Source organism: Methylobacterium sp. NMS14P (assembly GCF_028583545.1).
In the GTDB taxonomy this organism is placed as follows: domain Bacteria; phylum Pseudomonadota; class Alphaproteobacteria; order Rhizobiales; family Beijerinckiaceae; genus Methylobacterium.
Window position 1 is genome coordinate 1,988,034 of sequence record NZ_CP087106.1, and the last position, 16,179, is coordinate 2,004,212.

General features: G+C 73.1%; 15 protein-coding genes. 5 read left to right on the forward strand and 10 right to left on the reverse strand.

Features of this window, described 5'->3' with window-relative positions; translation table 11 throughout:
* The first annotated feature begins 253 nt into the window (after positions 1–253).
* Complete coding sequence (gene pyrF / locus LOK46_RS09235) at positions 254–946, forward strand: orotidine-5'-phosphate decarboxylase (protein WP_273563493.1); 693 nt, start codon at positions 254–256, stop codon at positions 944–946.
* Positions 947–1,009: 63 nt separating this feature from the next.
* Positions 1,010–1,354 carry a DUF1330 domain-containing protein gene (locus tag LOK46_RS09240; protein ID WP_020093214.1) on the forward strand — a complete coding sequence of 115 codons (345 nt, stop codon included), beginning with the start codon at positions 1,010–1,012 and terminating at the stop codon, positions 1,352–1,354.
* Between the two features lie 46 nt (positions 1,355–1,400).
* Here LOK46_RS09240 and LOK46_RS09245 read toward each other — a convergent pair whose 3' ends face one another.
* Complete coding sequence (locus tag LOK46_RS09245) at positions 1,401–2,030, reverse strand: TetR/AcrR family transcriptional regulator (RefSeq protein ID WP_273563494.1); 630 nt, start codon at positions 2,028–2,030, stop codon at positions 1,401–1,403.
* Between the two features lie 152 nt (positions 2,031–2,182).
* Between LOK46_RS09245 and LOK46_RS09250 the strand changes: the two genes are divergently transcribed.
* Positions 2,183–2,953, forward strand: a complete 771-nt coding sequence (locus LOK46_RS09250) for an SDR family NAD(P)-dependent oxidoreductase (RefSeq protein ID WP_273563495.1) — start codon at positions 2,183–2,185, stop codon at positions 2,951–2,953.
* A gap of 90 nt (positions 2,954–3,043) precedes the next feature.
* On the opposite strand, the gene LOK46_RS09255 is transcribed toward LOK46_RS09250, so the two are convergent.
* The 3 genes from LOK46_RS09255 to LOK46_RS09265 form a co-directional block, all read right to left on the reverse strand.
* Complete coding sequence (locus tag LOK46_RS09255; protein ID WP_012318739.1) at positions 3,044–3,241, reverse strand: hypothetical protein; 198 nt, start codon at positions 3,239–3,241, stop codon at positions 3,044–3,046.
* A gap of 203 nt (positions 3,242–3,444) precedes the next feature.
* The gene (locus tag LOK46_RS09260) at positions 3,445–3,990 is read right to left on the reverse strand and encodes a cysteine hydrolase family protein (protein WP_273563496.1); all 546 of its coding nucleotides are present in this window, start codon (positions 3,988–3,990) and stop codon (positions 3,445–3,447) included.
* Positions 3,991–4,184: 194 nt separating this feature from the next.
* Complete coding sequence (locus LOK46_RS09265; protein ID WP_273563497.1) at positions 4,185–4,694, reverse strand: ferritin-like domain-containing protein; 510 nt, start codon at positions 4,692–4,694, stop codon at positions 4,185–4,187.
* A 325-nt stretch (positions 4,695–5,019) separates the two neighbouring features.
* Here LOK46_RS09265 and LOK46_RS09270 point away from each other — a divergent pair, with 325 nt between their 5' ends.
* A complete protein-coding gene (locus tag LOK46_RS09270; protein WP_273563498.1) occupies positions 5,020–5,196 on the forward strand; it encodes a hypothetical protein in 177 nt (58 codons plus the stop codon).
* A 12-nt stretch (positions 5,197–5,208) separates the two neighbouring features.
* Here LOK46_RS09270 and LOK46_RS09275 read toward each other — a convergent pair whose 3' ends face one another.
* Entirely contained in the window at positions 5,209–5,808 is a 600-nt protein-coding gene (locus LOK46_RS09275; protein ID WP_273563499.1) for a PAS domain-containing protein, read from the reverse strand.
* 702 nt (positions 5,809–6,510) lie between these two features.
* Between LOK46_RS09275 and LOK46_RS09280 the strand changes: the two genes are divergently transcribed.
* On the forward strand, positions 6,511–7,230 hold the full coding sequence (locus LOK46_RS09280) for a hypothetical protein (protein ID WP_273563500.1): 720 nt from the start codon (positions 6,511–6,513) through the stop codon (positions 7,228–7,230).
* Here the strand turns inward: LOK46_RS09280 and LOK46_RS09285 are convergent.
* The 5 genes from LOK46_RS09285 to LOK46_RS09305 form a co-directional block, all read right to left on the reverse strand.
* Positions 7,227–8,117 (reverse strand): ABC transporter permease subunit, encoded by an 891-nt coding sequence (locus tag LOK46_RS09285; RefSeq protein ID WP_273563501.1) that lies wholly within the window; start codon positions 8,115–8,117, stop codon positions 7,227–7,229. The genes LOK46_RS09280 and LOK46_RS09285 overlap by 4 nt on opposite strands.
* On the reverse strand, positions 8,114–8,902 hold the full coding sequence (locus LOK46_RS09290) for a taurine ABC transporter ATP-binding protein (RefSeq protein ID WP_273563502.1): 789 nt from the start codon (positions 8,900–8,902) through the stop codon (positions 8,114–8,116). The genes LOK46_RS09285 and LOK46_RS09290 overlap by 4 nt, the downstream gene beginning before the upstream one ends.
* 23 nt (positions 8,903–8,925) lie before the next feature.
* The gene (gene tauA, locus LOK46_RS09295; RefSeq protein ID WP_273563503.1) at positions 8,926–9,939 is read right to left on the reverse strand and encodes a taurine ABC transporter substrate-binding protein; all 1,014 of its coding nucleotides are present in this window, start codon (positions 9,937–9,939) and stop codon (positions 8,926–8,928) included.
* Positions 9,940–10,456: 517 nt separating this feature from the next.
* On the reverse strand, positions 10,457–12,133 hold the full coding sequence (locus LOK46_RS09300) for a methyl-accepting chemotaxis protein (protein WP_273563504.1): 1,677 nt from the start codon (positions 12,131–12,133) through the stop codon (positions 10,457–10,459).
* Positions 12,134–12,660: 527 nt separating this feature from the next.
* The gene (locus LOK46_RS09305) at positions 12,661–16,128 is read right to left on the reverse strand and encodes a PAS domain S-box protein (protein ID WP_273563505.1); all 3,468 of its coding nucleotides are present in this window, start codon (positions 16,126–16,128) and stop codon (positions 12,661–12,663) included.
* Positions 16,129–16,179 lie beyond the last annotated feature (51 nt).

Genomic DNA, 16,179 nt, shown 5'->3' on the forward strand with positions numbered 1-16,179 from the left:
GCCGGCGACGACATCCGCGTTCCAGATCGCTTGGGACTTAAGGGTCGCGCCGTCTTTGCGAGCGCAGCGAAGCAACCCAGGGACGCACCAAATCCGAGAATGGCGCGCCGCCCTGGATAGCTTCGCTGCGCTCGCAAGGACGGCGCGCGCCAGGACGCGCACGGCAGGTCAGGGACGGCGTCGCCCGAACCCGCCCGCATTGACAGGCATCGCCGGCCCGTGATCCGTGCCGCGACCCCCGAAGGACGCGCCGATGACCGAGATTGCCGACCCCCGCGACCGCCTGATCGTGGCCCTCGACCTGCCGAGCGTGCAGGCGGCCGAGGCGCTGATCGACCGGATCGGCGATGCCGCGACCTTCTACAAGATCGGCTACCAGCTGGGTTACGCGGGCGGCCTCGCCCTGGCCGAGCGGCTGGCGGGACGCGGCCTCAAGGTCTTCCTCGACCTGAAGCTCCACGACATCGGCAACACCGTCGAGGAGGGCGTGCGCTCGGCCTCGGGCTCCGGCGCCACCTTCCTCACCGTCCACGCCTACCCGCAGACCATGCGGGCGGCGGTCCGCGGCCGGGGCGCGGGGCTCAAGGTCCTCGCCGTGACGGTGCTGACCTCCTACGACGATGCCGACGCCGCGGAGGCCGGCTACGGCCTGCCGGTGGCGGAGCTCGTCGCCAAGCGCGCCGCCCAGGCGGCCGAGATCGGCATCGACGGCCTCGTCTGCTCGGCCGCCGAGGCGGGCTCGGTCCGGCGCGTCGTCGGTCCGGACCGGCTGATCGTCACCCCGGGCATCCGCCCGGCGGGCGCCGAGGCGGGCGATCAGAAGCGGGTCATGACGCCGGGCGATGCCCGCCGGGCCGGGATCGACCACGTGGTGGTCGGCCGCCCGATCACCGGCGCCGCCGACCCCCGCGCGGTGGCGCGGGCGATCGTGGCGGATCTCGCCTGACTTGAACAGGGATTGCCTTCGCGCGGACCGGATCCACTTCGCTCCCAGGGCAGGAGACGCAGCATGACGAAGGGCTACTGGATCGCGCGGGTCGATGTCCGCGACGCGGAGGCCTACAAGGACTACGTGGCGGCCAACGGCGCGGCCTTCGCCAAGTTCGGCGGCCGCTTCCTCGTGCGCGGCGGCGCCCACGAGGCGGTGATGGGCCCGGCCCGGTCCCGCAACGTGGTGATCGAGTTCCCGAGCTACGCCGACGCCCTCGCCTGCTGGAACTCCGACCTCTACCAGGCCGCCAAGGCCAAGCAGCGCGGCGGCGTCGAGGCCGAGATCCTGGTCATCGAGGGCTATGACGGCCCGCAGCCCAGCGCTTCCGAGCCGGCGCCGGAGGCGGGGCCGGCCTCCGAGTAGGCCGCGCCGCAGGGGGCGGAGCCCGAGAGGGTCCCGCCCCGGCGTGCTACGACAGGGTCCCGCGCGGCGCGAGGCTCCGCAGCAGGAACGCGGTCATCGCCGCCATGGGCGGCACCGGCTGAAGGGTGGAGCAGCCCACAAGCAGCGGGTGGGTGTAGCGGGCGATGGCGACGTGGACGCAGGCGGCCGCCTCGGCGGGGTCGGCCGCCTCGAACTCGCCCCGCGCCACCCCGTCGCGGATGATCCGCTCGAACCCGGCGGTGATCCGGGCCACGTGGTGGCGGCAGACGTCCCAGCTCTCCGCCATCGCCGCCTCGATCATCTCGTGCAGGCGGGGAAACGTCTCGCAGCGCCGGGTGGAGTCGCGATGCAGGGCCTCGATCGCCGCCGCGAGGCGCGCGGTGGCGTCGAGGCCCGGCCGGTCGGCGATGCCGAGGATCACCGCCTCGCTCTCGCCGATCAACCGCTCCAGCACCGCCTCGTTGATGGCCTTCTTCGACTCGAAGAAGCGGTAGACGTTGGCCGGGCTCATCTTCAGAGTCCGGGCGATGTCGGCCACGGTCGTCTTCTGGTAGCCGATCTCGCGGAAATACGCGCCCGCCGTCGCGAGGATGCGGCTCCGCGTGTCGGGCGCGCACTCCTCCGCGAGCGAGCGGGTCGTATCTTCGAGGGACATGCGACCTCACTAGGCCATGCGGCGGCGGGGCGTCAAAGACGCGAACCCGCATCGGGTTCCTCTGCGGCGGCTGCGCGCGCCCGGAACCGGCCCGGGTGACACCCATTGCCCAGGCACCCGGCCGCGACGGCGGCGCCAGCGAGAGATCCGCGATGAGCTTCACCGACACCCGCGCCCTGGTCACCGGAGCCGATTCCGGCATCGGCCAGGCGACCGCGGAGCTGCTCGCCCGGGCGGGTGCCGACGTCGCCATCACCTATCACCGCGACGCGGACGGCATCCGGGAGACCGCCGCGCGGGTCGAGGCCGCGGGCCGCCGGGCGCTGGTGCTCCAGCTCGATGTCGGCGACCCGGCGGCGGTCACGGCCGCCTTCGACCGCATCGGCAGCGAGTTCGGCACCCTCGACATCCTCGTGGCCAATGCCGGGCAGGCCATGAGCGGCATGCCGGTCGCCGAGATGGACGACGCGGTGCTGGAGCGGATCCTGCGGGTGAACCTCATGGGGCCGCTGTTCTGCGCCCGCCCCTTCATCAGGATGCGCCGGGCGCAGGGCGGGAACGGCAAGATCGTGTTCGTCTCCTCCGTGGCCCAGCACCTGCCGACGCCGGAGAGCGCCCCCTACGGCATGTCGAAGGCCGGACTCGGTTCCCTCTGCCGGTCCCTGTCGCGCGAACTCGCGGAGGACCGGATCAACGTCAACAGCGTCGCCCCGGGCCTGATCGAGACGCCGATGACCGCCGACCGGTTCGAGAAGCCGGAGGTTCTCGACGAATCCCTGGAGCGGATCCCGTGGCACCGGGCCGGCCAGCCGGAGGAGATCGCCCGGGCGATCCTCTACTTGGCCTCGGACGACGCCGCCTACGTCACCGGCCACACCCTGGTGGTCGACGGCGGCCTGACGATGCAGTGGGGTGGCGCCTGAAGCACGGCCTGAACGACGAAGCGCGGCGCCGGGATCACGCCGGCGCCGCGTCGAAGGGTCTGCGATCTGCGGTGGGCCCGCGGCCGCGCCTCAGGACCCGAACTGCGAGCCCAGGCGCTCGAGGTACTCGGCCAGATCGACGCCCCCGACGCGCTTGCCGTAGTCGAAGCGCATGCCCTGGCGGATGTCGACGCTGGCATCCCGCGTGGTCAGGGTGAAGGGACGGACGCAGACCCAGGCTCCGTCGCGGCGGTGCTCGAAGTAGCCGAGGATCTCGTGCTTGGCCATAACCTTTCCTCCGGAACTGTGCTCAGGAGCATAACGGTCGTACCGGCCGCTGGTTCATGCGTTGCGACTGTTTTTCGCGTGCGCGAGCGCACGGATCGAGTGTTCGTGAGCCGTGAATGGTGGCGAGGCTCGGCGGAGAACTCGCGTGAGCTTGGCCATTACAGGGCGAATGTTCGGGCCCGGCGGGCGGGCGCGCGGCCGGCTCAGTGCCAGCGGTCGAGGATCTCGGCGGTCGTCATCGTCTCGACCTGGTGGCCGTAGCGCATCCGGTACATCAGAAGGAGGGCGTCGTGCGCCTCGTCGCAGGAGCTGCACAGGGCGTCGGTGGCCAGCACGATCCGGTAGCCGAGATCGACCCCGCCGAGCACGGCGGCCAGCACACAGACGTCGGTCTCGGCGCCGGTGACGATCAGCGTGTCGACGCCGCGCGCGCGCAGGCGCGCGTCGAGGCCGGTGTCCAGCCAGGGCGAGTAGACGGTCTTGTCGATGATCTCGGCGGGCGGAGCCAGCCGGGCGAGGTCCGGGACGAGGTCGATCAAGCCCGGGTCGAGGCGCTCCCGGGTCATGCCGGCCCAGCGCCGCGAGTAGGTCGCCCAGGTGCCGCGGCCCTCGCCCGGCCGGGCCGCCGGGATGAAGCGGGTGAAGACGGTCCGCTCCGGGTGCGCCGCCGCGAGGCGGCAGACATGGGGCAGGACGCGGTTCATCCACGGCGTCTGCCAGTCGGTGGACTCGGCGAACATGCGCTGCATGTCCACGCAGAGATGGACGCAGCCCCGTCCCAGGGGCCCGCCGGGAGATCCCGGCTCCGGCCGGGGGCTGTCGGTCGATGGGCGGCGTCCGGTGTCCATGGGCGCGATCAGGCCGGGGCGGCGTGGCTCGGGAGAGGGTGACGTTGGGCGCGAAGGCCATCCCGACCCCGTCTCGGGGCCGGGACGGCGGGACCTCAGCGGTCGGCCTTGGCGCCGGACGTTGTCAGGGAGAGGTAGCGCTCGGTGGTCGGGCGGATCAGCTTGCGGACCGCCTCCGCCATGGCCTGCTCCTCCTTCAGCGACTGCTCGAACGCCGTCCGGTGGCCCTGCTGACCGGCGGCGTCGCCGATGGTGAGCAGCGACTCGTAGGCGGCGATCTCGAAATTCTCGAAGGCGTGGTTGGCGTAGGTGTTCTTCAGGATCTCGTCCTGGGCCGGCGTGTGGCCCAGCGCCATCATGTTGCCGACGAAGCCCAGGAAGCCCTCCTTGAGGGCCGAGGGGCTGTCGCCCAGGCTCTGGAGCGCCTCCTCCAGCCGGTGGCGCTGCCCGTGCGTCTCCTCGATGTGGCGGCGCAGGGCCTGCTCCATCTCGGGGTAGCGCTCGAGGCGCTCGACCTGCCGCTCCATGATCTGCAGCGCCTGCATCTCCACAGCATGGGTGTTCTTCAGGGCCGTGACGTAGATCTCGCGGGCGTCCATGGTCATGGCGTTCACCTCTCAGCGGTTGCGAGCTCGGGGCTCATTCAACCGGCAAACACGGGTGCCGCACGGCCAAGTTCCGGTCGGAAGGTCGCAGGCGCGGCGCCGCCCCCGCCGCACGCCAGGCGGGCCCGGCCCCGCCCCGTGACCGCGCTGAGGGCGGCGGTTCAGGACTTCGAGGTCGGGCTGAAACAGCACCGCGCGGGGTTGAGCGCCGGTCCCGACTGGGACGGCACGGCGCCGGGACCCGCGCGGGGCCGCGCGGTGTTCCGGTCCTGTGAGGCGCGTCCGGCATCCGGCCGGGGCGCGGTCGCGGACGTGGAGGATGCCGATGGACCAGGACCGCGAACGCGCGAAGGAGCCGCCGCTCTCCGACGGCCCGAGCGGCCGCCCGCGCGACGAGACCATCGCCCAGACGGGGCGCGGCCTGCCGAACGACACCGGCCGGCCGGTGGAGGTCGACGAAGCCGAGGCGGCGCGCATCGAGCGGAAGATCCGCGACCTCTAGCGGCCGCTCCGCTCAGTGCAGGGCGCCGCTGCGCTCGGCGCGCTGGCGCGCCGCGAGGCGCTTGCCGATCTCGAGGAGCAGCGTCTCGGTCAGCGCCACCAGGGCGGTGTCTCCGAGCACCGAGACGGTGTTGTGCAGCGACAGGCAGAGGTCGGCGGTGCGGTTGAGCGCATCGTCGATCGTGTCCCCGTCGCGCTCCGCGAAGGCCGCGCCGACCGACTTGCTGTCCGAGATCTCGACGATGACGCCCCGCCCGGTGGTCGGCCGCCCGTCCTGGTCCAGGTAGAAGTGCCCGCGGGTGAACAGCCACCGCAGCCGGCCCTCCGGCGAGCAGACGCGGTACTCCGCCGTGTAGGAGCCGCCGGTCCGGACGCAGTCCAGGATGACCTGCGAGATATGGGGCTGATCATCCGGATGGACGGCCTTCAGGATCTCGGCGAGGCTGACCCCCGCCCGCGACCGGGCCGGGCTGATGTTGAACAGCAGGGCGCTCACCGGATCGGCCCGCGCCTCGTCCCGGAGGACGTCCCACATCCAGAAGCCGACGCCGCCGGACGTCTCGAGCGCCGCCACGAGCGCCGCCTCGGATACGACGTCGTCCGCGTGGTCCATCCGAGACATCCCCGATCTCACCGCAACCAGAGGCGACGCTGCACGACGATTATGATCCTACGCAATTCATTTTAGGGTAATACAAATGTTCGTAAAGACGTTGTATTCAAATATATGCTTCGTCTCTCCCCTCCCGGTTCGCCTGCCGAAGGCTTCCGTCAGCGCTGAGCGGTGAGATCGAAGAGAATTTTCTTCTGCTCGGCGCCGCGACGTGCCGTCTCTTCCACTGGCCGGCACCTGACAAACTCCGGCAGGAACGGCACCGGCACCGGCGCCGAGGCCGACCCGGACCGTGCGCCCGCCCGGCCCATCCGCGCGACCGCTGAGCGCGGTTCGTCAGCGCATCAAATGAGGGCGACCGGCGAGCGGGCCGACGCGATTAGGGACGGGTTGGTTCTGCCGACCTCCACGTCCGCTGCCTGGTGGGCCCCACATCTTGTCGGGACGCGGACGTGGATGCAGGGACCGGCGCGAGCCGGCAGGTTCCTCCGATCCGCGGAACCATCCTTCGCCACGCCGTGAGAATGGGGCCCCCTGTCCCGTTGGTTCGTGCAGTAAGGGCGCAAAGTGCGCCATCCTGTGCAGCTATTGATGCCGCTTAACGATTGCCGAATCTGTCTGTATCGGCTTAGATATTGATCTTGGTAGCGGTTTGACCGGCTCTCAGGTGTCGTGCGGCGCGCGTCGGCAAGGTTCGGTCCCATGAGCTACATGTTCAAGGCCCCCTCCGAACCGGCCGCGGGGGCGATTGCACGGCAGATCACGTCACGGGGCTACGCGGTTCTCGAGGACTACGTGAGCCCGGAGGACCTGCGTGTCGCGCAGGCTTTCGTCGCGCGGGCGGTCGCCGCGAAGGGCGGCGCGTACGCGGGTTTCGCCGGGACGAAGGATCTCGGCGGCACGTTCCTGGCCGCCCTCCCGGACGACCCGGCCTTCAACGCCCTGTGCCGCGGCATCTACGAGAGCGCCGTGGGACGGCCCGCGCCGGATGTCGGCTTCTACCAGATCCTGCGCTGCCTGGCGGGAGCGGGCGCCAGGACGCACTCGATGCGCTTCCACTTCGACTCCTACGTGCTCACGGCCCTCATCCCCATCACGATGCCGGACCACGGGTCCCCGGGGCGCCTGATCATCCACCCGAACACCCGCCCGCTGCGTCGGAGCTACCTGGTCAACCTCGTGGACAAGGTGCTGGTCGACAATCCGCTCGCGCAGACGCTCCTGACCCGCGCCTACGACCGCGGCAGCAACCGCGTGATCCGCCTGTCGCTGAGGCCGGGAAGCCTCTACTTCTTCTGGGGCTACCGCTCGCTGCACACGAACGAGCCCTGCGCGTCCGACGCGATCCGGGCCACCGCCCTGTTGCACTACGCCGATCCGCACGCGGACAGCCGGCTCAAGCAGGTGCTGCGGCGGCGCTAGTGTTTGCCCTTCCAGGGCACCAGCACGCGCTCCAGCCCTCGCATCCCGAGCTCGAACAGGCCCGCGAACAGGCCGATCACCAGGATGCCCATCAGCACCACGTCGGTGCGCAGGAAGTTGGAGGCGTTGAGGACGAGCTGGCCGAGCCCGGCCTGGGCCGCCACCATCTCGGCAGCGACCAGGGTGGTCCAGCCCACGCCCATGCCGATCCGCAGGCCGATCAGGATCTCCGGCAGCGCCGCCGGGAAGACCACGTGGCGCAGGACCTGCCAGCGGCTCGCCCCGAGGGCGCGCGCGGCGTTGATCTGGTCGAGCGAGGCGGAGCGCACCCCCGCCCGCGCGGCGAGCGCCACCGGGGCGAGGCAGGCGAGGAAGATCAGCAGCACCTTCGACAGCTCGCCGATCCCGAACCAGATGATCATCAGCGGCAGGTAGGCGAGCGGCGGCAGCGGCCGGTAGAACTCGATCGGCGGGTCGAGGATGCCCCGGGCGATCCGGCTCGTGCCCATGGCGAGGCCGGCCGGGATGCCCACCAGGGCGGCGAGCGCGAAGGCGCCGAGGACGCGCAGGAGGCTGTCGCCGATGTGGAGCCCGAGCGGGGCGCCGTCGATCTCCCCGCGCCAGGCCTGCCCGAAGGCCGCCAGGACCGCCTCCGGCGGCGGCAGGAACAGCGGCTTCACCCAGCCGGCGCGGGTGGCAACCAGCCAGAGGCCGAGGGCTGACAGCACGGTGGCGGTGCTGACCGCCGGCACCAGGATCCCGCTGCGGCGGGATCCGAAGCGCGCCCGCGGGGCCGGTGCCAAGTCCGATGCCAAGCCCGATGCCAAGTTCGATGCCGAGTCCGGGGCCGGGACCGCGTCCGGCGCGGCGCGGGGCAGACCGCTCATCGGACGGCCTCGGCCGGCGCGCCGGCGCCGCGGATGCGCGCGAGCACGCGCTCGCGCACGGCGATGAAGGCGGGGTCCGACTTCACGGCCCGCGTGTCGCGGCCGCCGACCGCGGCCCGGGAGAAGGGCAGGTCCAGCGTCTCGACGATGCGGCCGGGCCGCGGGCTCATGATCACCAGCCGGGTGGCCAGGAACACCGCCTCCTCGACGTCGTGGGTGATGAAGAAGGCCATCTTGCCGGTCCGGTGCCAGATCCGGAGGATCAGCTCCTGGATCTGCTCGCGGGTGAACGCGTCCAGCGCGCCGAGCGGCTCGTCCATCAGCAGGGCGCGCGGGTCTCCCGCGAGCGCCCGGGCGAGGCCGACCCGCTGCTGCATGCCGCCCGAGAGCTCGTAGACCTTCCGGTCGGCGCAGCCGGGCAGACCCACGAGATCGAGCATCGCCAGGGCGATCCGCCGCCGCTCGGCCCTGGGCACGCCCCGCATCTTCGGCCCGAAGGCCACGTTCTCGGCCACGTCCAGCCAGGGCATCAGGGCGTGGCGCTGGAACACCACGCCCCGCTCGGCCCCCGGCCCCCGGACCGGCTCCCCGTCGAGGAGGACGCGGCCCTCGGTGGGCGCCAGGAACCCCGCGATCGCCGAGAGCAGGGTGGTCTTGCCGCAGCCCGAGGCGCCGAGCGCCACCACGAACTCCCCGGGCGCGATGGTCAGGTCGATCCCCGACAGCGCGGCGACCGTGTCGGCGCCCGCCCCGTAGCGGACGCTCAGGTTGCGGATCTCGATCATGGGCCCTCCGGTCCGGCGACAGGCTATTTCCGGGCCGCGTCCACGACCTCCGTCGTGACGAACCGGGCGTAGTCGGGCGCCAGCGCCTGCACGCGCCCCTGCGCCTTCAGGAACGCGGCAGTCTCGGTCAGGGCCTTGGCGGCGCCGCCCCCGAGCCAGGCCGGCGAGGCCTGCGCCTCCAGGGTCGGGAACCGGTAGGCCGCGAGGCTCGCCGGCACTTCCGCGGGGGCCGAGCCGCTGATCCGGGCCACCGCCGCCACCTCAGGCGCGTCGGCGCTCCAGGGCCTGGCGGCGTAGGCCGCGTCCTGGGCGGCGATCAGCCGGACGAGCGTCACCAGGAAGTCCCGGTTCCGCGCCGCCCAGGCCCGGTCGACCACGAGGCCGTCGAAGGTCGCCTTGCCCCGGCGGGCGAGATCGCCGGCCGAGACCACCACCGTGCCGGACTTCTTCACCCGGGCGAGAACCGGATCCCAGATGAAGGTCGCGTCGATGTCGCCGCGCTCCCAGGCGGCGGCGATCTCGGGCGGGCGCATGTTGAGGATCCGGACATCGGCCTGCGTCAGCCCGGCCTCCGCCAGGGCGGCGATCAGCTGGTAGTGGGCGGTCGACACGAACGGTACCGCGATCGTCTTGCCGCGCAGGTCGGCCACGCCCGTCACGCCGCTGCCGGCGCGGGCCACGAGCTGCTCGGCGTCGGCGATCTCGTCGAGGATCCAGAACAGCTGGATGTCGAGCCCCTGCGAGGCGGCCGCCGCGATCGGGCTCGACCCCGCCTCGCCGATCTGGACGCTGCCCGAGGCCATGGCGCGGATCACGTCGCCGCCGCCGCCGAACTTGCGCCAGTGGATCGTGTAGCCGGTCGCCTTCTCGAGCGCCCCGGAGGCCATCAGCGCGCGGAACGGCACCACCATGTCCTGGTGGGCGAAGGTGACCTCCCGGTCGGCCGCGCGGGCGGTGCCGGGGAGCGGCGCGCCGAGAACCAGGGCGGCCAGGGTGGCCAGCGCGACGGCGCGGCGGTGCGGACCGGCAGATGTCATGAGATGTTCCCCCTCTCCGGCCGGCCCGGCGCGGAGGCGACTCGGGCGGCCGGGGGCAGGGTCGGCCAAGCTCGGCGTCGAAGGCAAGGGCCCGGCCGGGCGGCCCGCGACGCGCCACCCGCGCGCGCGGCCCGCGCTCCGGCCGGGTCGCGCCCGGGATCCGCGCCGCGCCGCGGGCCGCCGCGCCGGGAAACGGGTCGGAGACGGCCGCGCCCGACGGCGCGTGGATCGCGCGCGTCGGGATTTCCCATCTCCCCGGAGCGCGAGGGATCGGGGCCTGATCTCCGGAACGGCCCGATCGGAGATGCCGCTCCTCGTCGCCCCGGGGCCAGCTCGGAGCGGAGGCGCGGTGCGGGCACGCCGCCCTGCCGGGTCGATGCAGCGCTTGGCCCGGCACGGTCCGGCGGGCCGGACCGACGGCCGGGATCGTTGCTGCTGGCCGCCGCGCCCGCGGGAGAAGAAAATTTCGGCGTGCAAAACCCTCGGGTGCAATCCTGCGGCGGGACCGCGCCCGGGCTCAGGCGGCGCGCACCGTCGCGAGGAAGCGCCCGACCTCGGCGGCGAGGTGCTCGGACTGACGCGACAGCGCGGAGGCCGCGCCGAGCACCTGCCCCGCCGCCGCGCCGGTCTCCCCGGCCGCGCCCGCCACGCGCGCGATCGTGCCGGTCACCGCCCCGGTCCCCTGAGCGGCCTCCCCGACATTGCGCACGATCTCCTGGGTCGCCGCGCCCTGCTGCTCCACGGCGGCCGCGATCGAGGTCGCCACGGCGTCGATCTCGCGGATGCGCGCCGTGATCGCGTCGACCGCGCCGACCGCCTGCCCGGTCACCCCCTGAACCCGCGCGATCTGACCCGAGATCTCCGCCGTCGCCCTGGCGGTCTGCTCGGCCAGAGCCTTCACCTCGGAGGCCACCACCGCGAAGCCGCGGCCGGTGGTGCCGGCGCGGGCCGCCTCGATCGCGGCGTTGAGCGCCAGCAGGTTCGTCTGGCCGGCGATCGCGGCGATCAGCCCGGCGACGTCGCCGATCCGCGTCACCGCCGCGCTGAGCTCCTGCACCAGCGCGCCGGTCCGGTCGGCCTCGCCGACCGCTGCCTGGGCGAGACCGGCCGAGCCCTGCACCTGCCGGCCGATCTCCTGCACCGAAGCGCCCAGTTCCTCGGCCGCCGCCGCGACCGTGCCGACGTTGGCGGCGGCTTCCTCGGCCGCCGCCGCGACCGTGCGGGACTGGACCGAGGTCTGGCCGGCCAGGCCCGACATGGAGCCGGCGGTGGCCTGCAGCTCCGTGGCCGCGGCCGAGACCTGCCCGATGATGCCCCCGACCGCGGCCTCGAAACCGTCCGCCATCTGGCGCATGCCGGCGCGGCGCTGCGCCTCGGCCGAGGCGCGGGCCTGCGCCGTCTCCGCCTCAAGCTGCCGGGTGCGGATCAGGTTGTCCTTGAACACCTGCACGGCGGCGGCCATCCGGCCGATCTCCTCGGCGCCCCCGGAGCGGGGTACCGCCCGCTCGAGGTCCCCCGCGGCGAGGCCGTCCATCGTGTTGGTCAGCGCCCGGATCGGGCGGGCGACGCCCCGGCCGATCAGCGTCGCCAGGCCCGCGATGACCAATGCGGCGAGGGCGGCGCCGGCGAGGAGGCGCTGCAGGGCCGGGCGCACCTGATCGGCGGTGTCGTCCGCGTAGATCCCGGTCCCGATGATCCAGCCCCAGGGCGCGAAGCCCTTCACGTAGGAGATCTTGGGCACGGGCCGATCGTGGCCCGGTTTCGGCCAGCTATAGGCGACGAACCCCGCCCCCGCCCGGCGAACCTGCTCGACCATCGCGACGAAGAGGTGCTTGCCGGCCGGATCGGTGAGGCCGCCGACATCCTGGCCGATCAGCGCCTCTTTCGGATGCAGCAGCATCCGCGGCTGCATGTCCTGGATCCAGAAATACTCGCTGCCAGCGTAGTGCAGGCCGCGGATCTCCGCGATCGCGGAGGCCTGGGCGGCCGCGCGGCTCAACCGCCCCGCCCGCTCCTCGCCCTCGAAGTAGGCCAGGGCCCCGTGCGCCGCCTCGACGAGGTTGCGGGTCTGCAGCGCGCGCGCGTCGCCGATCACTCGGGACAGGTCCCAGGCCGCCAGCCCGATCAGCACCGCCATGCCGAGCAGGGCCATCGCGGTGATCAGCTGGAGACGGGTGCCGATGCGCAGGGTCATGGGAGTCCGGGCGTCGCGGCGCAGGGCCGCCGCGTCTGACGCGGGGCGCATGCGCGAGAGGGGGAGAGCTTCGTGGAGGCTATAAGCGGCAGGCCGGAACGCAGTTCGGTCGGCGAAGACGGCTTATGTCATCACAGATAATAAGAAGTTATGTCCTAATAGACCGGAGTTTGGCGCTAATAGTATGCGTATATATGGGTAGTGCTGATATAGGTTGTGTTTCAGGCAGGACCCTGACGGTCGGCTCGGCCGCGGGCGCAGGGCCATCGGCATCCCCGACGCCGTCGCTTCCTGTTCGAGGTTCGGTCGCGAAAGCGTCCCGATCAGGGTCGTCGGAGGGGCGAGGCAGGCGCCCGATCCGGATCGGCGACGGCCGTCCGAAGGCCGTCCTCGGCTCGGTCGCCGCACGACCTGGGACGACCTGGGGCGGCTCTCGCGGGCCGCCGAAGAGGACGTGGTGCGCCCCGCCCGCGCCGCGCTCGGCCGGGGCCGAGCGGGTTCGGGGCGTCCGCTCTCAGGCCGTCCGCTCAGGCCGCGCGCAGCACCGCGATCTCGTCGATCGTGGCGGCCGCCTGGGCCCGGAGCGCGGACAGCAGCGCGGTGACGTCGTCGCCGGCGCGGCAGGCCGTCTCGAAGGCCCGGCAGGTCGCGGCCAGATCCACGAAGCCGATCATGCTGGCCGCCGACACCATGGCGTGCGCGTCCCCCATCAGCCGCGTCCGGTCGCCGTCGGGCGCCGCCGGCCCGAACCGCTCCGCGAGTTCCTTCGCCAGCATCGCCAGGAGATCGCCCATCCGCGCCTGACCGACCATCGCGGTCATCTCGTCCAGGGTGGCGCGGTCGATCGTGCCTCCCCGGCGCGGCGGCTCCGCGCGGGGACCCGCCCAGCGGTCGATCGCGGCGAGCAGCGCGTCCGCGCGGAACGGCTTGCCGATATGGTCGTCGAGCCCGGCGGCGCGCAATTCGGCCACCTGCTGCGGCAGGACGTTCGCCGTCATCGCGAGGATCGGCAGGCGGCCGGCGCCGCCGCCCAGGGCGCGGATCCGCCGGGTCGCCGCGATGCCGTCCATCACGGGCATCTGCACGTCCATCAGCACGAGATCGTAGGACCGCGCCTGGACGGCCGCCACCGCGGCGACCCCGTCGGCCACCACGTCCACCGCGTGCCCGGCGCGCTCCAGGATCATCCGGGCGAGGTCCTGGTTGAGCGGCACGTCCTCGGCCAGGAGCAGGCGGCGGCCGGTCGCGCGGGCGATCGCCGAGGCCGGCGCGGTCTCGCGGGCCGGCGGGACGGCGGCGGGCAGGTCGGCCTCGAACCAGAAGGTCGAGCCGTGCCCGACCGTGCTCGCGACGCCGATCGTCCCGCCCATCAGCGTGACGAGGGACTTCGAGATGGCGAGCCCCAGCCCGGTGCCGCCGTACTCGCGGCTGATCGAGCCGTCGACCTGCGAGAAGCGCCGGAACAGGCGGTCGCACTTGCCGGTCGGGATGCCGATGCCGGTATCGCGGACCGCGAAGCGCAGCCGCGTCCCGCCCGTCGCGCTGGCGGCGTCCGGGCTGACCCGGACCGACAGGTCGATGCCGCCCGACGCGGTGAACTTCATGGCGTTGTTGAGCAGGTTGAGCAGGATCTGCCGGAGGCGGTCCTCGTCGCCCTCGACCCAGTCGGGCAGGCCCGGGCCGTGGGCGACCGTGAGGGCGAGCCCCTTGCGCTCCGCGGAGGGGCGCACGATCGACACCGCGTTGTCGATCAGCGCCTCCAGGGCGAAGGGCCGGGGCACGATCTCGATCTGGCCGGCCTCGACCTTCGAGAAGTCGAGGACGTCGTTGACCACCGTCAGGAGCGCGGCCCCGGCGGTGCGGATCCGGTCGGCGTTCCGGCGCGCCGCCGGGCCGAGATCCGTCCCGTCGAGGAGCAGGTCGGCGTAGCCGATCACCCCGTTCAGCGGGGTGCGGATCTCGTGGCTCATGGCGGCGAGGAACTCGCTCTTGGCCGCGCTCGCCCGCTCCGCCTCCAGGCACGCGGCGTCGGCCGCCGCCTTGGCGGCGAGGAGCGCCGCCTCGGCAACCTTGCGGGCGGTGACGTCGATGTTGAGGCCGATCATCCGCCGCGTCTGCCCGGGCGCGCCGCGCCCGACGCCGTTGATCCAGCGCACCCCGCCGTCCGGGGTGGGGACGCGGAACTCGATCGAGAAGGTCTCCCCCGCGGCCGCGGCCGCCGCGGCGATCTGCAGCGCCCGCTCGCCGTCGGCGCGGTCGATCAGGGCGAGCCAGTCCCGGGTGTCGAGGGCGTGGTCCCGGTCGGTCTCGATGCCGTGGAGCCGCGCGCTCTCGGGGGACCACTCGATCCGGCCGTTGTCGAGGTCGAGGTGCCACGTCCCGGCATGGGCGGCCTGCTGGGCGAGGTGCAGCAGGCTGCTGGCATCCTCCACCTCGCGCCGGGCGGTGACGATCTCGTCGATGTCGAGGGCGGTGCCGAGCATGCCCACCCTGGTCTCGCCCTGCCAGATCGGCAGGAGCACGATCTTGTGCCAGCGGTAGCGGCCGTCGTGCCGCTGCAGGCGGCCCTCGACCTCGTAGGGCGCGCGGCAAGTGGGGGCTTCCGACCACAGCCGCTCCATCCGCTCCGTGTCGTCGGGATGGGTCCGGGCGATCCGGGCGGCGCGCGTCGGGCCGATCGGGCCGTAGTAATCCTCGAAGCGCCGGTTGACGTAGGAGGCGTCGCCGGTCTCCGCGCTAGCGATCCAGACGAGCTGCGGAAGCGCGTCCGCCAGGGCGCGGTAGCGGGCCTCGCTCAACCGCAGGGCGTCCTCCGCGGCCTTGCGGGCGCTCACGTCGCGCAGGGTCGCGACGTAGCCGTCCGGGGCGCCGGTCGCCCGGTCGTGGGTCAGGCTGAACGAGATCTCCAGCCAGACCCAGTGCCCGTCCCGGTGCCGGTAGCGCTGGGAGGTCAGGGCGCGGGCCGCGCGCCCGCCGGTGAGGTCGTCGAGGACGCGGCGGTAGTCGCCGACCTCGTCGGGATGGACGAAGTCGAGGGGATGGGTACCGATCAGGTCCTGCGGGTCGTAGCCCAGGACGGCGCGCACCGCCGGCGAGACGTAGCGGCGGCGGGCGGTCAGGTCGGACCAGATGATGATGTCGGTGGCGTTCTCGGCCAGCAGCCGGTAGCGGCGCTCGCTCTCCTCCAGGTCCCGCTCGGCGATCCGGTTCTGGGTCACGTCGCCGAAGGTCAGGACCGTGCCGCCGTCCGGCAGGGCCGCGCACCGGACCTCCAGGATCAGGCCGCTGGGCAGGCGCCAGTCGAACAGCGGCGGCAGCGCGCCGCGCGCGCCCGTTCCGAGGCCCGGATCGGACCCGGCCTCCGCGAAGTCGCCGCGGGCCCGCTGGTAGGCGTGGATGTCCGGGAGGGCGACGCCGGCCCGCAGGACGTCGTCCGGCAGGTCGAGGAGGTCGGCGGCGCTCCGGTTGAACGCGCGCACCCGCTGGTCGGCATCGAGGACGACGAGGCCCTGGTCCATGCTGTCCAGCGTGCCGCGCAGGATCATGTCGGTCTCGCGCGCCCGCCGCTCCGACTGGACGAGGTCGGTCACGTCGAGCAGCAGGCCGTGCAGGGCGACGAGGGTGCCGTCGGGCCCGAGCTCGGGCAGTCCCTGGATGATCGCGTCCAGCACGGTCCCGTCCGGGCGGACGAAGCGGGCCCGCGCCTGGTAGGGGACCGCCGGCCGGCTTCCCTCCAGGATCCCCTCGAGCCGCGCGACCAGGGTGGCACGATCGTCCGGATGATAGCAGGCGACGTGCTCGGCGAGCGGCAGGTCGCACGCGCCGGGCGTCCCGAGCAGCCGCGCGAGATTCGCCGACCGGGTCACCCGGCGGGTGCGCGGATCGAGACGCCACTGCCCGAAGCCGGGGGCGCCGTCCCAGGATGCAGGCTCGCCCGCGGTTTGGGGCGAAGCGGGATCCGGCGGCGCGGCCGGGCGGGTCGCGTCAGTCTGCATCGGCCCTTGGGGATCCCCACCGCCGGCGCGGATCGCGCCCGGGCGCGCCGG